This is a genomic window from Methanolacinia paynteri, assembly GCF_000784355.1.
GTDB classification, from domain to species: Archaea; Halobacteriota; Methanomicrobia; order Methanomicrobiales; family Methanomicrobiaceae; genus Methanolacinia; species Methanolacinia paynteri.
In genome coordinates this window covers 86,862-102,544 of sequence record NZ_KN360940.1, presented here as the reverse complement: position 1 = coordinate 102,544, position 15,683 = coordinate 86,862, and the positions used below count along the sequence as shown (strand labels likewise).

Here is a 15,683-nt window from a genome sequence, read left to right as displayed (position 1 = left end):
ACTCAGATCACCTGGATCTTGTTCTTCTTCAAAAGCTCCTTCAGTCTTCCCTTGATCTCCGCGATATATTCCTCAAGATCTTCCTCGGTCTCGATAGTCTTCTTCGTCCTGAATATTTCTGTTTTGTCAATAATATCGAGGGGGATCTCCGGGACCTTTTCATCGCCGGGTCCGGCCGTCTTCTCCGAGTTTATCATCTCTTCGATCTCCCTGTATGTCCCCTTATAAAGACCCGAAAGATCGCCGATCTTCAATTTGATAAATGAGCAGTCACCAGATCTTCCAACATCATCCGCAAGATAATCAAACGCTTCATCCACGGAACCTCCGATATCGGGATTACTAACAGAAGAATAACTGAATTCACTCCTGAGCCTGGACTTATAGCTTTCAGCCTGATCTTTGAATTCATCCTTCAGTTCTGCAAGAGATTCCGCAAGAGACGACTCGACAATTGCCTCAAGATGGCTAAGATTTTTGATATCCGAATACGGCTCATCCGAAGCAAGAATATTTTCGATCTGCGAAAGGCTTTCTTTCGCCTCTTCTGTCAGGAACCGGGCGTTCCTCTTATATCCCTCGACCTTATCGAGAATTCTCTTGAATATATCCTTTTGACCCCCATCGAAAAATATTAAGGGAAGCTCTGCCTCTGCATTAAGCCTGAAGATCTCATCCTTTTCATCCGAGATCTTTTTCAGGAAAGCCGAAGGATCGGACACAGCCAGGATCTCTTTCAGGAATCCCAGGTAACTCTCGATCTGTTTCCTTCCGGGATACCTGCTCTCCTCCGAATATTTGACAAGATCTTCAGACAGTTTTTCCCTTTTCCCCGCAAAAAGATCCCTTGCCAGATTATATAGATCATTCTCCTTCTCAGGAAGGGCGGTCTTATCAAAGACATCCCTTAAAACCGACTTCACATTGGTTATGATCTCGATACCGGTCTTCTTCCGGATCTCGATAATCACCTTGTCGAAATTTTCTTTCCTTGTCAGATATTTTGTAATCTCTTCCGGATTTAGTGGAGGATACGTCCTCTGGTACCTGAGCCTGATATCCTCTCCCATGAAAAGAGTTGCAACAAGACCAGAGACTGTGTAATTTTTCCATCCGTATGGTTTTCCCATAAAATGATCCCTTAACTCGCTAAAAACGACCGGGATCTTTCTCTCATCCCTGATACTGATGTAACTGAGTATCTCGTTTAAAGCAAGTTCATTTGTCTCAGACCTCCCGAGACCAAACTTTTCGAGATCGTTTGTCTTTAGTAACCTGATAATGTCATTTTCAGATTCGAACTCTTTTGTCACATAATTCGACTTGCTGTAAACATTCTCCACAAGTTTCCCGTATCCTTCTTTTACCCTCTCTCTTGGACCTACGGAACCGAGATCCACCTTTCTCCTGTCGATGAAAACTCTTGCATTCTTAACCCCTTCACAGATCGCCAGAACTGATGAATTCTTTAGTCTCTCTGCCTCCTGTTTCTTTGCCGTAAGGATACCCTGCATTAACTCATCGCTGCGATTTAAACCGTTTCGTTTGAAATATGCATCAATCTGGAGATACTCTTCAATCTGTGATAGAAATTTACTATCTTTCGGAAAGACAAAGAGAAGAGTGTCTTCTGAATCAACATTACTCAGAATTTCACCGGTAAAAGTGCTCTGATCGCTGTCGTCCGGGTACTCATCAGAACGCGGTGTCAGGAATCTGATTGTGAGATCCGCATCAGGAGAAGTCGTCAGTTTATCGTCGACAGACTTGTTGAATTTATAGTCGCCGTATGATTTCTGGCAGATATCATTTGAATTAAATACCTCTTCATATATCTCCTGGACAATTTTGTGCCTTTCGATGTCTATATTTTTAATCTCCCTGTTTATCTCCTGTTCTTCGTTTGTAAGGAAATGGAATGTATCACCCGATTTACTGATCAGTGTCTCTTTCTCAAGCCGGTTTAGGGAGGCAACAACACTCTCCTTAAGGCTGAGTTTGTCTTCATCGACATTTGTAAGTGATAAAACTATAATATTGTCAAGTGTGGGCTGCAATTCATTTACATGCCTTATCATAAAGAGGGTCTTTAGAATGAGGCAATCAAAATCTTCAAGATTATCGTTATCCCCTGCCTGAGTAATTGTTCTTATGATCACTGGGTCAAGGAAACTCTCGATGGTATCATAGAACGAATAAAACGGAATAAGAGTCCCTATATCGGAGTCCCCGTATTTTTCAGCAGACTCCTTGTATGCATTGAGCATCGAGCGTTCGCCTTTGGCAAGATGCTTGCCTGTAAAACCGGTCGTGCGAATCTTTTCGAATACCTTTTGAAGGACATTGAACTGGTACGGAACAAAAGGGTATACTGAGACAAACTCCTCTGAGTCCCTGTATTTCTTCATCTCAGCACTGCCTTGCGAGAATGATATCAGGTTTTTGAGGATAGTCTTCTTCTCTTCAAAATAGAGAGAAAGCATCTCATTGGATTCATCTTTTTTCCTGAGAATTCTCTTTTTTATGACTTCATCCACATTTGCACTGGAAAGACTTATCCTCGTATCAAAACGTGCCTGGATCTTTGAAAAGTCCTGTTTCGTATCCTTTCTTTTTATTCCGTTAAGAGCAGTCTCGATATCTGCCTGCGATGTGACAATTATCCATGCCTTCCCTCTAAGTATAGTCCCGAACTCTTCTGCTACAGTCTGAAGGTTAAGCATCAGATGACTGTTGTCACCGATGTACTGCCCGATCTCGTCGATCAGGAATACTACCTGGTGATCCTTCCCTTTGGAATCACAGTACTTTTTAATGGTTTTTACAAATTTTTCAGGAGTCAGGATGTAGTTCTGGCCGTCTGATTCAAACATTCTTTCAGACGCGTCTCTGCTTTGAAAACCGCATTTTTCCAGGGCGTCAATTATGTCGTCCTGCTCAAAAGAATACTGTTCACGGATCTCCTCCCATCTATTTCCGTTGATTTTTAAAAATTCTTCTTTAAATAAATCGAAGAGGCCCTTGTCTTCGAGGTTTTCTTCCATCTCCGCTATCCAGAAGACATCCCCGAAATATCCTCTCTTTTCATTGAAGACTCTCATCATTATATCTACTATTCTCTCAGAGGTCTCTCCTGATTTGGAATCAATATTGAACAGGATTATATCTTTTGTACCGGTTTTTACCGATTTTTCAATTGTGTTTAGGATACCCGGGTCAGAGATCTTTTGTTCAAAGAATTCAAGTGCGGTTTTCCCTGCAACTTCCCTGTTTTCAAGGAGGTATGATAACGTCTTTAAGAAATGGGATTTACCTGATCCAAAATCTCCTGAGATCCAGACACCTGTTTTATCAGTAGGATTATTTATCGAATTCAGGTATCTTTCAAAAAAAGTATCGATATATTTTAGTGACTCCCTGGTCACGACATATTCATTAAGTTCTGTGAATACATTTTGATCGTCATACTGATCAACCTTAATAACTCCGTTGATCTCTCTTCTGATGTCATTATAAAATAAATCACTGATTTTGGGTTCCATTTCACTGCCTCCCGACTATGCTTCTTCCTCGTTGATTATCCTGAATGCGCGATAGTAATTACCATCCTCAAACTTGCCGAACAGATTTAGTTCTGTGTTGTTGTATACCCCCGGATAAAAGGCTAATAGCGGAGTATTCCCCCAAACCGGCTGCAAATTATTTAAGATCGAGTGCGATCTGATCATGGGCCATGCCTTCCCGATTCCTGTTAAAAAGACGACCTCCACATTACCACAGACACTAAGTCTCCTGGTTATAACTTTCTTTACAGTATCCTGCTTTAATATTATTCTTAATTTTTTTAATAATTCGTCTGAACCCCTTTTCTTTTCAAATTCGATAACTTTTTCAAATTTAATTTTGCTATCGATAATTTCAAGACACAATTCATAAAGGTCGATCTCAATAAAGTTGATTGAATTGGATTTCAATATTTCTTCAATTCTTTTTATTGAGTGGCGGACCAGATGTTCATCTTCGGGTGGGTAATCAAAGATCCAAAATGGAATTTCATTTCCAAGCCCTCTCCCTTCTAAAAAAACATCACTGAGTAATTTATCTTTGAGATGTTCTATCCGTGTCTCGGTGTTCATCCTAATATTTCCTATTGTAGAGAATCTATAATAGTTATACAGATTGGATTTTTTCATTAATTGCTTTAGCCTATTTCTATATGAAACGACAATTGGCATTTCGATGAAAGATATATTACTCCCGGTCCCTAATCTCATTTCAATGACAATATGGATTGCATCCACCAACCGCGACAACTGGAAGATCATCAGGAAGAAAAACATCTGGGGCGTTCCGAAGAGGAATAAGAACAGCATCGAAAGATCAAATCCCGGCGATAAGATCACCATATTCGTCCGCCAGGAGAATGCAGGAGATACGATCCTCCCGTCCGCAATAACAGGCGCCTATGAGATAACATCGAAACCCTTCGAAGATCAGTCAGAAGTCTTCGTCAAACCGCCGACAATGCCAGGGGAAGAAGTATTCCCCTATCGCGTGAAGCTGAAGCCCGTCAAAATATTCGATGAACCTCTGGACTTCAAATCACTCATTCCAAAGCTGGAGTTCATCACCAACAAGAAGCAGTGGACCGGCCACCTGAGAACGGCAATGAGGACCATCCCGGAAGAAGATTATGAATATATCATGAAGGCAGCCGAGACTCCGAGAGGGTGAAATCAATGGGAGATATTCGTATCTTTAGCATGGCCGACGGGAATGCGACCGAACTCAAAGGGCAGTCTATGGCCCTCGAAAAATCTCTTCAAAAATATATCGAGAAAAACCTGGAGTCTCTTCTTGGAATAACATTCCTTGCGAGTGAATATGCGACCGGGAAGACACATGGAGGCCGTATTGATACGCTGGGGATCGATGAGAATGGTTTCCCTGTAATAATCGAATATAAACGAGCCATTAATGAAAATGTTATCAATCAGGGGTTATTCTATCTCGACTGGCTGATGGATCATAAAGGGGAGTTCGAGTTAAAAGTACTGAAAAAGCTGGGAAATGAGTGGCAAGATAAAATAGACTGGAGTAATCCCCGTCTTCTCTGTATAGCTGGTGATTTTACCAAATACGATCTCCATGCAGTGCAGCAGATAAATCGTAACATAGAACTCTTAAGGTATCGTGAATTCGATCCAGATCTTCTCCTCCTCGAATTGGTGAATGCAACCTCTGCGCAAAACGGGGGTGAATCCGAAAGTAAGAAGATCAGCCCGGTGAAAGGGAAGAAACAGATTGTTTATAAGACATTTTCAGAACATCTCGAACAATCCGATGACGATCTGAAAGACAGGTATGAGGAATTACGAGCGTTTATTGAAGCACTCGGTGACGATGTCCAGACAAAAGTTTTAAAGTTCTACGTTGCTTTCAAGCGGATTAAGAATTTTGCATGTGTTACTATTGGATATCAGAAAAAAGAGATCGTTGTATGGATAAAGGTGGACCCCGACTCTGTTGAATTGAAAGAAGGATTTTTACGGGATGTAAGAACTATCGGCCATTATGGTACTGGCGATCTTGAAATATTAATTAGAAATGATGATGATCTTGAAAGAGCAAAATCATTGATAATAAGGAGCTATGAAGGAAATTAACTGCTATATTTTTGAGATTATCTGATCTTTTCGGCAATTAAACGTTTGTTTTGTGGGTCTATTGTGATTTTGACCTGCTCTCCTTCTTCAAATGGAAAGTTTGAATCTCTAGCTAATGCGGATGGTATCGTTAAATATTTTGTTTTTGCATTTCCCTGAGATACAACGCGCCCATTTCCTACGACGGACATACAGTATATTTTGCATGGTAAGTTATATATGCCAGCGGCTCAATACTGTAATACATACTGTAAATTGTGCTGTAAGGTGGGGGACAAAAAATGTTCATACCAAATGTAGAAGAGATCGGCTACGGCCCTGGGTGGGGATATTTTTTAGGTGGTGATGATGGAGTCTATTCCCTCGATCATTGACCCGGATAAAAAACTTCTCTACGAATTTCTAAAGTCATCAATAGCGGAAGTTGCTCAAACCCGTGCCGAGTGGGAAGCTTTGTCCAGAATAGAGGTTCTGAGGGAGATGGCAAGTGAGGAGGCTCTTCTTGCGGGTCTCGCCGTCGAGAGTTATGATTTGGCAATTGCGCTTATGAAAGGGATGAAAGAAGACCACATCCCGGAGGGCGTTTAGGCTGATATTATAACTTCAGCCTATTTCTCGCACCAGTGGTGCGATTTTTTCAGAGCCCCGGGAAGTCTCATAAAATTTTTCATTCTCCGGAGACTCGAAGCTGAGAAACCGGAAATGCCCGGAAACTCCTTTTGAAGATCCCCGGCACTGCAAATGAATCGTGACCACTCGTGATTCCTCGCAAATGGATCGTAAATGGATCGAAATTTGAGATCGTAAGCAAGGCGTAATAATGGTTTGATAAGTTTTTGATAAGTATTTTATGAGTTTTTTATAAATTTTTCAAGGTGTAATCGGATCGCAAATGGATCGTAAATGGATCGCAAACCGATCACGGTTATTGCTTATAAACGGTTGATTTACCTACACCGGTCCGTTTGAGAACTCCTGATGATACAAGCTCTTTTAGATCCCTTATTGCCGTAGTCCTTGAGACAGAATTCAATTCCTGATAAGTTTTATTTGAAATTTCACCATTTTCAATAACGTATTCTACGGCTCTTTTCTGTCGATCGTTTAGGGCCTGACTTTTCATGATTTGCTCAAGGTCGAAACTCTTCCTGAAGTAAACAGAAAAGCCTCCCATCTCCTCTTTAAACTCAGGGGGTAGTAATCCGGCATCCGAAAATGCAGAACACATCCTCTCTATCCCCGTGCCCCATGCCTCAATGAAATCCGATTTGTACATCACATCCGCTATTAGCGGGTTGCGCGGAATTGATGAATGGAGTTTTACAATGTCGTCGATCGTAACGCCCAGGGGAAGGCCGCCGGGATTGTGAAACCAGATATAATCGTCGAAGATTTTAATCTGTGTCTGCCTGTTGGACATAAAATAATCCCGGTGAACAACCGAATTGAGCAAAGCTTCCCTTATTGCATTAAGAGGGTAATCCCAGATCTCTTTTCTTTTGAAGGAGTCTCCTGATATCTCGTACCTGACGTTGATGAATCCTTTTATCGCTTCTTCAGCTCCCTCCAGCTGGCGGAATAGATTTCCGCCGGCCAGTTTGTCCCCGATAATTATGTCTTCTTCTTTGAAACGGCCTATTCGGACAAGAGCGTTTGTGAAATACTTTTGGGGATTTTTGCCGAAAAGGATAATTGCACCGTTTGTCAGTTTTCCGTTATGCAGAAGATTCAAGTGCTCTAATATTTCAGTAACAGATTCACTGGCTGCAGAGGGAGGCATTCGTCCGCTGTCTAAGCCAAGCTTTACAAAAGATTTCACTGTCTGTTCATCGATTTCATCAGGATTAAAATCTCCTTGAATATTGTCCCACTGGGTTGTCCTTAGGAAATAACGCTTTAATTCTTCTGCCTGCATTCCACGGGTTGTATTTCCGACTCTTGAATAGTATTTACCATCATAGGAAACAGGGTTTGGGCTTTTGGAGACCTCGATCTTAAGAATTTTTTTTCCTTCGACTGCATGAGATGTAATTACAGGATGGATCAGAAGTTTATTTGCAATAGTGTCTGTTATTTCTTTTATTTTTTTATTGGAGCAGTTAAAACCGACAATAGCCTTGTCGTCTGCAACACCGACCAGCACGACTCCCCCGTTTGTATTTGAGAACGCAGAGAGAGTTTTGTACATCGCTGCGTTGTCCGATTCTTTATATTCAACCTGCCGGTTTTCGGTATCCGATAGTATTGCGTCTAAGTCCATTGTCTAAACCAGGGTTTACGATTGATTACTATAACTTATTGAATTGTTTATCATTTTTTTAGGTATATTTTTTCCTGCCATTTTTGAGATCATCTAATCTTCTCGACAATTAAGCGTTTGTTTTGTGGGTCTATTGTGATTTTGACCTGCTCTCCTTCTTCAAACGGGAAATTAGAATCCATTACTAATTTTGCAGGAACAGAAAGGTATTTGGTGTTAGTTTTTCCAGCAGATGTAATCTTTCCATTTCCGACGAGTACCATAATACATAGTGATTTACACAGGTGATTATTTATAGATACAATCCAAACAAAGCATTATACAAGTGTTAATCACACGTGTTAAAAGGAGAGAACAAAAATGTTCATGCCAAATGTGGAAGAGATCAAAGAGATCGACGGTGGCCCCAAGCGGGGATATTGTTTCAGGTGGTGATGATGGAGTATATTCCCTCGATCATTGATCCGGATAAAAAATTTATCTTCGAATTCCTAAAGTCATCAATAGCGGAAGTTGCTCAAACCCGTGCCGAGTGGGAAGCTTTGTCCAGAATTGAGGTTCTGAGGGAGATGGCAACTGAGGAGACTCTTCTTGTGGGCCTTGCCGTTGAGAGTTATGATTTGGCAGTTGTGTTTATGAAAGGGATGAAAGAAGACCACATCCATGAAGGGGTTTAGGTTTTTTATCACCTCACCCCCCCTTCCCTCAAATCCTCTCTCAACAGTCTCCCAAAACATACTTCGCAGATATTCGTCTGAAGCTCCTTAGAAGAAAAAACGGCCCGACCTTCACCGCAGAGATCACACTTCCCGAGCTCCTTGTTCACTCTTTCAAAATCGCGGTGGTCGAGAACGCCTGGGAGTGGCCGGAACTTTGCAGCACTTTTCCCTTTGCGGATGTTATTGTAACTCGTTTGCAACAAAAAAGAAGGGCACTGCTTTAGTGAAGTCTCAATCGGGCCTGAAGATGTGTTCCGATTGATTTTGTTTGCAACATCGCCAATTTCACACGGAGACACACACCCGGAAGGGTGACCCGTGTCCGCCTTCTGTGTTCCTGCGGATGTACGCAAAATACTATCTGTACATGTACTAGTACCTATATTATTATCTTCTTTTAAAGATCCGGAAACATTCTCCGAATTTTGATCTTTGCAGCAACCTTTGCGTACCTGCTGTAAATCTTCAGTAAAGCTGCAAAGGTTTTCAGGGGAATCGGGGGAGTCGTCCCCCCCGTCATCGCCGTCATTATCTCCGTCCTCCGGCGATTCGTCGAGCCATATATCGCCCCCGCCGATCCAGATTTTATACATCTCGAAATCAAAGGTGTAATGGTTCTCACGTCTCCGGACACAGTAGCCGTCCTCGTCGAGCGTCACCGTCGTATCGATACATGTCAGGGCCGGGCACTTTTCAAGAAGGCCCGCGTAACTCGTTCCCCTGGAGTTGTATCCGTGAAACATCCGGTATGTCTGGTAATATGAAAGGCCGGTGAGTTCCTGGATATTCCGGATGTTAAAGGATGTCATCCCCGTTTTTGCAACCGTAGATAATGCGGCCGCCTCATTCCTCGTGAGTTTTGTCTCCTGGCCCCCGGTGTCACCGTTAATTCTGGTGTAGAGGTTCTTTCCGGAATTGAAGTCTTCCCTTGTAGCGATGATGCTTCCGTCTTCATTTTTCTTCCTCTGGCAGAAGTTCAGCCTGGCGTGGCATTTGATGAGGTCGAAGAGCATCGCCGGGTTCCGCCTGTTGGACGAGGCGAGGAACTGGATGCGGGTCGCAAACGGGATCGCAACATTCAGGCAGTCTTCCTTGAGGATATCCCACATGGCCCGGCAGATTTCTGCCGCGGACTCGTTCGGTTTGATCTCCCCGGCCTCGACCTTCTTCATGTGCTCAAGGACGGCCCGGTCCTGGTCGGAGGAGTCGTCGATCCAGACGGTGAGCATCCGGTTCATTACCTGGTCGTCGCCGATGTTCTCGACCTTTACGAGCCACCAGACGCACCGCTCCGGAATTTTGCAGACCCGGAGCTGCCGGTCGGTTGTAAGCGTCCGGTGTTCGATCTGTTCCCGGAAGTTTGCGGTCGCCGACTTAAGGAGCTCCTGGATGTCTTCGGACATCGTCACGTCGTCGAAGAGCAGCACTGTCCCCGGCCGGAGTGAGTCGAAGTAGAAGAGGGCCTTGTTCGAGACCGTCCCCTTGAGTCGGTACTCTTCAGGCAGAAGACGGAGCATCGTATTGCAGGCGTGTGTCTTTCCCTTCCCGGAGTTTCCGGAGATCGAGACGTGCAGGCCCTTCGTGTTCAGGACCGACTGGGAGACGACCGACATTATCAGGCACTCGGCGACGATCCTGTCTCCGACATGCTCGATGTTGAATGTGTCGAGCATGAAGGCGATCGGGTCGCCGGTCCGGAGGATCTCGATGGCCTTTGTTCTCTCCGGTGACTCTTCGCTCTCCGGGGAAGTGGGGGCCGGCTGTTCCGATCTTTTCTTCGCCCGTTCCTTTTTGCTTTTCTTGATCTCGTACATCGCCCGGAGTTCGGCCCATCTCTGTTTTCCGCCGCCGCAGGAATTGTGGTGGCAGCCGGCAGAGATCGCCCCGTTGTCGAACTGTATCGCGAAGGCCCCGTCCTTATGGGCCGAGGAGAAAGGGCAGTCTTCGAGGACGAAGAGGGTTCCGCCCTGCCACGGCCTTTCACTCGCAACCGCGATCCCGTGTTCGGAGAGCCACCGGGAGAGGTCGATTGCTTTCTCTCCGTTCTTCGCCGGCGGCTTCGGTTCGTCTTTCGGGAGGAGGGTTGCAAGCCTCCGGAGGTTTTCGGCTGCAACTGTCTCAATCTCTTCCGGGGCATCAAGGATCTTCGCCATCCGGTGCGGCCGGTGCGGGGTGTCGTCGCCCTTGCAGGAAATTGTCCCGTAGAGTTTCCAGATACGGGCCGCGTTGTAGTTCGCCGCATCGACCATGACCGAATCATCGGAGAAGAGGGCGTCGAGTGTGTTCAGGCAGTCTTTGATAAGAGCGGTTGCGTCGTCGTCGTTCGGAAGCTCGATTGAATAAAGAAGATGGGCCCCGTTCCCTGAGTCAGCGAGGACCTGCCGGGGGAACCCGATAGTTTCCAGAAACCCGGCGATCTTCTCTGCCTTCGAGATGGCTGCTTCGTGTTCCTCATCAGTCGATGAAACACCGCTCGGCCGGACCGGGTCGAGGTCCACCGGGAGCCACCGCCGGCGGACGATATCGGCGTCCGCAGTCGTCGCGTCCTTTCGCCCGAGCTTCATCTTCACGCGGTTGGCCCTCCGCGAGAGAAGGGCCGGGTTGACTTCGTTGAGTGTTACGTAGACACCGTGGACATCTGAAAGACGGTTGATCTGATCTGCCTTCTCCGCGAGTGCGGCGTAGTCGTCGAAGTACCCGCTGTGGGTGTTGTAATCGGCGAGTGCCCGAAGCTCGACAATTCCTCCCTTGGGAAAGAGAATTGAGAGGGCCTTTTCGATCTCTCTGGTCATTTTCTTCCCTCGGGTGAATCGTATTCAAGGGGGAAGAGTGGTGCGGATACAGCCTCTCCCCTTGCGACTCTCTGCAGGGAGATGAGCGGGAGGATGTAGTGACCGTTTGTGGTGAAGAAGGTCACCGCCTTTCCTCCGGCATTCATCGCGGCGTGGCCCTCGATGGATAGTAAGCTTTCAGTGATCCCTCCTTCCCCGGTTCTGCAAACCGATTTCGAGATCGGGACGACACGGCCGTAGAAGATGAGACTCTTCACGTCCTCTGTCGTGATGAAGAGGCGCATTCCTCCTGCTTCGATCCGGAGCGAGTTGTCACCGCATATGGAGATCTTTCCTGGTTCAGGATTCATTGGCCTCTTCCTCCTTTGCGGACGCAGTCAGCCTGATAAGGTAGTTGTGGCCTCGGGTTCTCCGTATATTAACTTCGATGATCGAATCTCCGAATTCATGGATCTCCTGTGAGAGTGTCTGTGGCAGGAGATAGAGGGGGACTGGCCCGGCCGATTTGCTTAAGTTTTCAGAGGTTGAAGAGTTGTTGGCAGTTCCTGGATTATTTGTGTTAGCCCACAATTTGCCCCCCTGGGGGCTGCCGTCTATCTGTTCTGTGCCTGGCACGTTTCGCCTCCGGGCGTATTGTCGATGAGTTTTGCTTTTCCTTCGGCGATCCATTTCTCCCATACGAGTCTTGCAATCGGGTCCGGTAAGTGTTCGAGTGTTTGTTTATCGATTTCTTCCATGTTTTTTTACCTGGTGCGATTTTAGCACCAGATAAGGATAGGGATGAGCGTGTTATAAAGTTGAAGAGTGCCAAGTGGAAGAAAAAATCAGAAAAGATTGGTTGATGCAAGGGAGGGGGATTCGGTCCGCCTGTTTAAAAAAAGAAAAAGTTTCTAAAATGTCAATTTAGGACAAGCCCCTTTCGGCCATCAGGTCTTTTTTTAGCCTATCAAAAAGCTCTTCGTATTCGCTACTCTCTTTGGCTTTTTGGTTTTTAGTTTCGATCTCCATCGCGGCCTCTTCTGTCAGGGCCATTGAGCACGCTACGCAGTAGAGTGCACCATGTGGATTCATTGTCTTGCACCGGGGGCAGCGGCATGGTTCAAGTGCATTATCAGCGGGGTCGGATTCATCATCGATGATGCCTGCGTTTTCAAGAAGCTTGCGCTCCACATCCGCACCAGAGAGGTGGATGTAGACTTCAGGCATGGAACTGTTCTTCTCCCATCCTGCTACTATGCGGAGCTCCATTTCGGAGAGTCCCTTCTTGTTGCCGTTACTCTTTGTGAGATCGGTGAGTCTTGCATGACGGATTGCATGTGGGTGAACTCTCTTTTTTATCCCGGCGTCCTTTGAGAATTTTTTAAACTTATTCTCAACAGTTCTTGAGTTCAGCCTTCTTTGAGTTTTGCCATAGCATCTGCTTGTAACGAAGAGTGGTGCGTCGGAGTCGTTTCTGTAAGGGTGCATGTTGACCCAGTTCTGAAGTTCGGGAACGGAGCTTATCAGCCTGAGTCTCCTCATCCCGGTCTTGCCGGTGACTATGGCAACGGCCCCGTATCTGTCGAACTGGATGTGGCCGATGTTCAGGTTGAGAATTTCAGAGATCCTTGCACCGGTGTCCCACAGGATCATGATGAGTGCCCGGTCCCTGGGTTTTTCACAAACTTCGACCATCTTTATGATGTCGCTTCTTGTTATGAGCCGGTCGACGGGGAGATGATTCCTGGGCCTCTTTGATTTAATATTTTTGAAGAGTTCCTTTTCGTTTTCAGGTACGAGCCACCTGAAGAAGAGCTTGAGGTCGAGCATGTCCCCCTGAACCGTGAAGGGACTAACTTTTTCACATCTTAGGAGGTAATAATTTTCAATGTCTTCCTGGGTGGTTTCTTTTGCATCTTTGAAGTCCAGCCAGATTAAAAACGTATAGATCCGCCAGAGTTTGGTTTTGATGGTCTGCGGAGAATTTTGTATTAGTTTTAAATGTCTGCTGAACTGTTCAAGGTATTTTTTGTTTGTCGAGTCGAGTTTGTTTAGCTTGCCTATTACGTCCATGACTTATCATCCTCCTTGGCCGTTTTTTAATGTAAACAGTGCCAAGTGTATGTAATAGGTTCAGGGCCTAGTCATGTAGATGTTCGAGGGTTCGAATCCCTTCCCTCGCATTTTTTGTTTCTTATTATCCTGATTTAGTAATGAGCTTAATTATTTTTAATCAGAGAAATGGATTATAATTGTAAAAAGTTTATAATTTAACTACAATCCTTTGAATTACTCAATTTTGGATATCTTCTTTTTCTTCAGTCAGTTGATCTTCAATGGCTAAATAAACCATCTCTTCACATCTAATATTTAGTAGTGGAATCGGAATTGTGAATATCCCTCCTGCTGTAGTATATTTAGGAGGCTGAATTTTTAACTTTGAAACTTTTTTTATGGTACTTTCAATATTTAATTCCGGAGAAATTCCTAGTTGATAGCGATCAATACTATATTTTAAAATAAGTAATTCCTCTAATTTTTGATTTATTATTCTAATATATTTTGAAGATATAAAGATTTCAATCAGTATTACAAATATAAATAACACATAGAAAACCACAATCCATGATAATGGCATAGAAGGAATGATTTCTAAGTGCTCAATTAAGAGTGATGAGAATTGTGAACCATTAGTTATTTCAACAAATGGTGGAATTTTAGAATTAATTCCATATAATATAATCGTTACAGCAAAAATAAAAATTATGGCTGAATAGATTGCCATTTTCGGTAAATATTCTTTAAAATTTCTCTTTTTAAGAAGGGATGATTGTTTGAAATATAGAATAATATACGAAATTAATATTAGCATCAGGAGCAACGAAATCCAAGAATTATTTTGAAAAGAAGGAGTGATATCTTTTGAAGATGTGAAATAAACGTATGGTAATATACAACTTAATAAAAATATAAAACTCGTATTAATAAAAGTTGAGTAGTAAAGATCTATAATTTCAATGAAAACAGAATTGTAATATTTTAGGATATATTTTTTCTTTGCTGAGGCGTCAATGTCTTTACATATTATCTTACTTTCACATAGTTCACATTTTATATTATTGTCGTTTAATGAATTTTCTTTCTTGAATCCTCCTTTATAGATAAAATAATACATTAAAATTGAAAAGAACACAATTGTTCCTATTAAAATAATTACCATCCAAACACCATACTCAAACCATTTGTAGAAAAAAGTGTCAGCAGGAATGAATACAAATAATCCAATTAATGCAAAAAATAAAAGAATAAAATTGATATTGTCTTTTTTATATAGGGAAATCTGATTATTCGCATTGTCTATTTCAAACTCAATAATACGATAGATTTTTTCAACCTTATTTGATTTTTCACTCTTGTCGTTAGGCATTATATTTCTATTAATGATTAAAACATTTAAATTCTAATAAGCACTCTGCAGCCTTTTACTAATGCCTTATGACTAAAAACCTCTCCGAAAGCCTCTCCCGAATAACCGCCCAAAAAGCCGTGCGATTCAGCTCCTATCTCCTTTTTGTTTTGAGTGATAAGCTTCCATAATTTTGAATCTCATCACTTGTGATTTCCAGTGTTCTGAAATGCTGTTAGCCTGGAAAGCGTTCATTGTTCTGAAAAGTTGTGTGATGAGGGACAATGTACATAAAAATCGTTGAGGTCGACCTCCGAATGCAGACGGCAAAGGAGACAGGGAGAAAGGAAAGAATTCGGTTTGGTTATGAGCGAAAAAAAATTTTACACGCGAGAAAATGCCATTAAATAATTGAGATGTTATATGCCTGAAATTGTTTTTAATGAAAAAAAGAAGGACCTTCCAATTGATCAGTTACGTTTTCTGTTCATGTCTGCAGGATGGAGTAAGGGCACTGAAACACAGGAAATGATTTCAAATTTTAATCTGCCTTTTATCAATTCGACTCTCGTTATTTCAGCATGGCATGAAGACAGGTTGGTGGGAGTTGTCAGGGTACTTTCTGACAAAATAATCAGATCGGTCATTTACGATCTGGTTGTTGATCCGGAATTCCAGTGCAGAGGAATTGGAAGAGAATTGCTGGAACGATGTATTCGGACTTTTCCTAAAACCGAGTGGATAGTTCAGACTAATGATGAAAATGTAAAGTATTATCTAAAAAATGGTTTTTTAAGTTATACGGGAAATGTTCTCTTCATACCTTCAGCATGGGACCCTGAATATTAGATAAATTTTGAA

16 protein-coding genes are annotated in these 15,683 nt (G+C 43.4%); 5 read left to right on the top strand and 11 right to left on the bottom strand.

Annotated elements, in window-relative coordinates:
- Positions 1-2: 2 nt before the first annotated feature.
- On the bottom strand, positions 3-3,542 hold the full coding sequence (brxC, locus tag METPAY_RS11475) for a BREX system P-loop protein BrxC (protein ID WP_048152685.1): 3,540 nt from the start codon (positions 3,540-3,542) through the stop codon (positions 3-5).
- A gap of 15 nt (positions 3,543-3,557) precedes the next feature.
- Positions 3,558-4,301 carry a DUF1788 domain-containing protein gene (locus tag METPAY_RS11470; RefSeq protein ID WP_245611645.1) on the bottom strand — a complete coding sequence of 248 codons (744 nt, stop codon included), beginning with the start codon at positions 4,299-4,301 and terminating at the stop codon, positions 3,558-3,560.
- Between METPAY_RS11470 and METPAY_RS11465 the strand changes: the two genes are divergently transcribed.
- Both METPAY_RS11465 and METPAY_RS11460 read left to right on the top strand, forming a co-directional pair.
- A complete protein-coding gene (locus tag METPAY_RS11465) occupies positions 4,279-4,734 on the top strand; it encodes an EVE domain-containing protein (RefSeq protein ID WP_048152773.1) in 456 nt (151 codons plus the stop codon). The genes METPAY_RS11470 and METPAY_RS11465 overlap by 23 nt on opposite strands.
- A 68-nt stretch (positions 4,735-4,802) precedes the next feature.
- Positions 4,803-5,666 carry a DUF5655 domain-containing protein gene (locus tag METPAY_RS11460; RefSeq protein WP_245611639.1) on the top strand — a complete coding sequence of 288 codons (864 nt, stop codon included), beginning with the start codon at positions 4,803-4,805 and terminating at the stop codon, positions 5,664-5,666.
- Between the two features lie 17 nt (positions 5,667-5,683).
- Here METPAY_RS11460 and METPAY_RS15185 read toward each other — a convergent pair whose 3' ends face one another.
- Complete coding sequence (locus tag METPAY_RS15185; RefSeq protein ID WP_169743671.1) at positions 5,684-5,857, bottom strand: hypothetical protein; 174 nt, start codon at positions 5,855-5,857, stop codon at positions 5,684-5,686.
- 154 nt (positions 5,858-6,011) lie between these two features.
- Between METPAY_RS15185 and METPAY_RS11455 the strand changes: the two genes are divergently transcribed.
- Positions 6,012-6,254 carry a hypothetical protein gene (locus METPAY_RS11455; protein WP_048152683.1) on the top strand — a complete coding sequence of 81 codons (243 nt, stop codon included), beginning with the start codon at positions 6,012-6,014 and terminating at the stop codon, positions 6,252-6,254.
- 337 nt (positions 6,255-6,591) lie between these two features.
- Here the strand turns inward: METPAY_RS11455 and METPAY_RS11450 are convergent, their stop codons facing one another.
- Together METPAY_RS11450 and METPAY_RS15180 are read right to left on the bottom strand one after the other, a co-directional pair.
- Positions 6,592-7,926, bottom strand: a complete 1,335-nt coding sequence (locus tag METPAY_RS11450; RefSeq protein WP_048152681.1) for an ATP-binding protein — start codon at positions 7,924-7,926, stop codon at positions 6,592-6,594.
- Between the two features lie 89 nt (positions 7,927-8,015).
- A complete protein-coding gene (locus METPAY_RS15180; RefSeq protein WP_169743670.1) occupies positions 8,016-8,189 on the bottom strand; it encodes a hypothetical protein in 174 nt (57 codons plus the stop codon).
- A gap of 171 nt (positions 8,190-8,360) precedes the next feature.
- Between METPAY_RS15180 and METPAY_RS11445 the strand changes: the two genes are divergently transcribed.
- Positions 8,361-8,603 carry a hypothetical protein gene (locus METPAY_RS11445; RefSeq protein WP_048152679.1) on the top strand — a complete coding sequence of 81 codons (243 nt, stop codon included), beginning with the start codon at positions 8,361-8,363 and terminating at the stop codon, positions 8,601-8,603.
- 8 nt (positions 8,604-8,611) lie between these two features.
- On the opposite strand, the gene METPAY_RS11440 is transcribed toward METPAY_RS11445, so the two are convergent.
- From METPAY_RS11440 to METPAY_RS11420, 6 genes are all read right to left on the bottom strand, one after another.
- A complete protein-coding gene (locus METPAY_RS11440; RefSeq protein ID WP_048152676.1) occupies positions 8,612-11,437 on the bottom strand; it encodes a hypothetical protein in 2,826 nt (941 codons plus the stop codon).
- Positions 11,434-11,787, bottom strand: a complete 354-nt coding sequence (locus METPAY_RS11435) for a hypothetical protein (RefSeq protein ID WP_048152675.1) — start codon at positions 11,785-11,787, stop codon at positions 11,434-11,436. Before METPAY_RS11435 ends, METPAY_RS11440 begins: the two co-directional genes overlap by 4 nt.
- Complete coding sequence (locus METPAY_RS11430; protein WP_084600850.1) at positions 11,777-12,052, bottom strand: hypothetical protein; 276 nt, start codon at positions 12,050-12,052, stop codon at positions 11,777-11,779. The genes METPAY_RS11435 and METPAY_RS11430 overlap by 11 nt, the downstream gene beginning before the upstream one ends.
- Complete coding sequence (locus tag METPAY_RS15175) at positions 12,031-12,174, bottom strand: hypothetical protein (protein ID WP_013329068.1); 144 nt, start codon at positions 12,172-12,174, stop codon at positions 12,031-12,033. The genes METPAY_RS11430 and METPAY_RS15175 overlap by 22 nt, the downstream gene beginning before the upstream one ends.
- A 166-nt stretch (positions 12,175-12,340) precedes the next feature.
- Positions 12,341-13,489: a tyrosine-type recombinase/integrase gene (locus METPAY_RS11425; RefSeq protein ID WP_048152671.1), complete on the bottom strand. Its 1,149-nt coding sequence runs from the start codon at positions 13,487-13,489 to the stop codon at positions 12,341-12,343.
- Positions 13,490-13,709: 220 nt separating this feature from the next.
- Positions 13,710-14,843 (bottom strand): hypothetical protein, encoded by a 1,134-nt coding sequence (locus METPAY_RS11420; RefSeq protein WP_048152669.1) that lies wholly within the window; start codon positions 14,841-14,843, stop codon positions 13,710-13,712.
- 402 nt (positions 14,844-15,245) lie between these two features.
- Here METPAY_RS11420 and METPAY_RS11415 point away from each other — a divergent pair, with 402 nt between their 5' ends.
- Positions 15,246-15,671 (top strand): GNAT family N-acetyltransferase, encoded by a 426-nt coding sequence (locus METPAY_RS11415; RefSeq protein WP_048152668.1) that lies wholly within the window; start codon positions 15,246-15,248, stop codon positions 15,669-15,671.
- Positions 15,672-15,683 lie beyond the last annotated feature (12 nt).

What these genes read in the sequence shown, in the direction of transcription:
- METPAY_RS11425 (WP_048152671.1), bottom strand. Translation starts at nt 13,489, where the DNA reads ATGGACGTAATAGGCAAGCTAAACAAACTCGACTCGACAAACAAAAAA.
- METPAY_RS11445 (WP_048152679.1), top strand. Translation starts at nt 8,361, where the DNA reads ATGATGGAGTATATTCCCTCGATCATTGATCCGGATAAAAAATTTATC.
- METPAY_RS11420 (WP_048152669.1), bottom strand. Translation starts at nt 14,843, where the DNA reads ATGCCTAACGACAAGAGTGAAAAATCAAATAAGGTTGAAAAAATCTAT.
- METPAY_RS15185 (WP_169743671.1), bottom strand. Translation starts at nt 5,857, where the DNA reads ATGTCCGTCGTAGGAAATGGGCGCGTTGTATCTCAGGGAAATGCAAAA.
- METPAY_RS11465 (WP_048152773.1), top strand. Translation starts at nt 4,279, where the DNA reads ATGACAATATGGATTGCATCCACCAACCGCGACAACTGGAAGATCATC.
- METPAY_RS15175 (WP_013329068.1), bottom strand. Translation starts at nt 12,174, where the DNA reads ATGGAAGAAATCGATAAACAAACACTCGAACACTTACCGGACCCGATT.
- METPAY_RS11455 (WP_048152683.1), top strand. Translation starts at nt 6,012, where the DNA reads ATGATGGAGTCTATTCCCTCGATCATTGACCCGGATAAAAAACTTCTC.
- brxC (WP_048152685.1), bottom strand. Translation starts at nt 3,542, where the DNA reads ATGGAACCCAAAATCAGTGATTTATTTTATAATGACATCAGAAGAGAG.
- METPAY_RS15180 (WP_169743670.1), bottom strand. Translation starts at nt 8,189, where the DNA reads ATGGTACTCGTCGGAAATGGAAAGATTACATCTGCTGGAAAAACTAAC.
- METPAY_RS11415 (WP_048152668.1), top strand. Translation starts at nt 15,246, where the DNA reads ATGCCTGAAATTGTTTTTAATGAAAAAAAGAAGGACCTTCCAATTGAT.
- METPAY_RS11440 (WP_048152676.1), bottom strand. Translation starts at nt 11,437, where the DNA reads ATGACCAGAGAGATCGAAAAGGCCCTCTCAATTCTCTTTCCCAAGGGA.
- METPAY_RS11435 (WP_048152675.1), bottom strand. Translation starts at nt 11,787, where the DNA reads ATGAATCCTGAACCAGGAAAGATCTCCATATGCGGTGACAACTCGCTC.
- METPAY_RS11460 (WP_245611639.1), top strand. Translation starts at nt 4,803, where the DNA reads ATGGCCCTCGAAAAATCTCTTCAAAAATATATCGAGAAAAACCTGGAG.
- METPAY_RS11450 (WP_048152681.1), bottom strand. Translation starts at nt 7,926, where the DNA reads ATGGACTTAGACGCAATACTATCGGATACCGAAAACCGGCAGGTTGAA.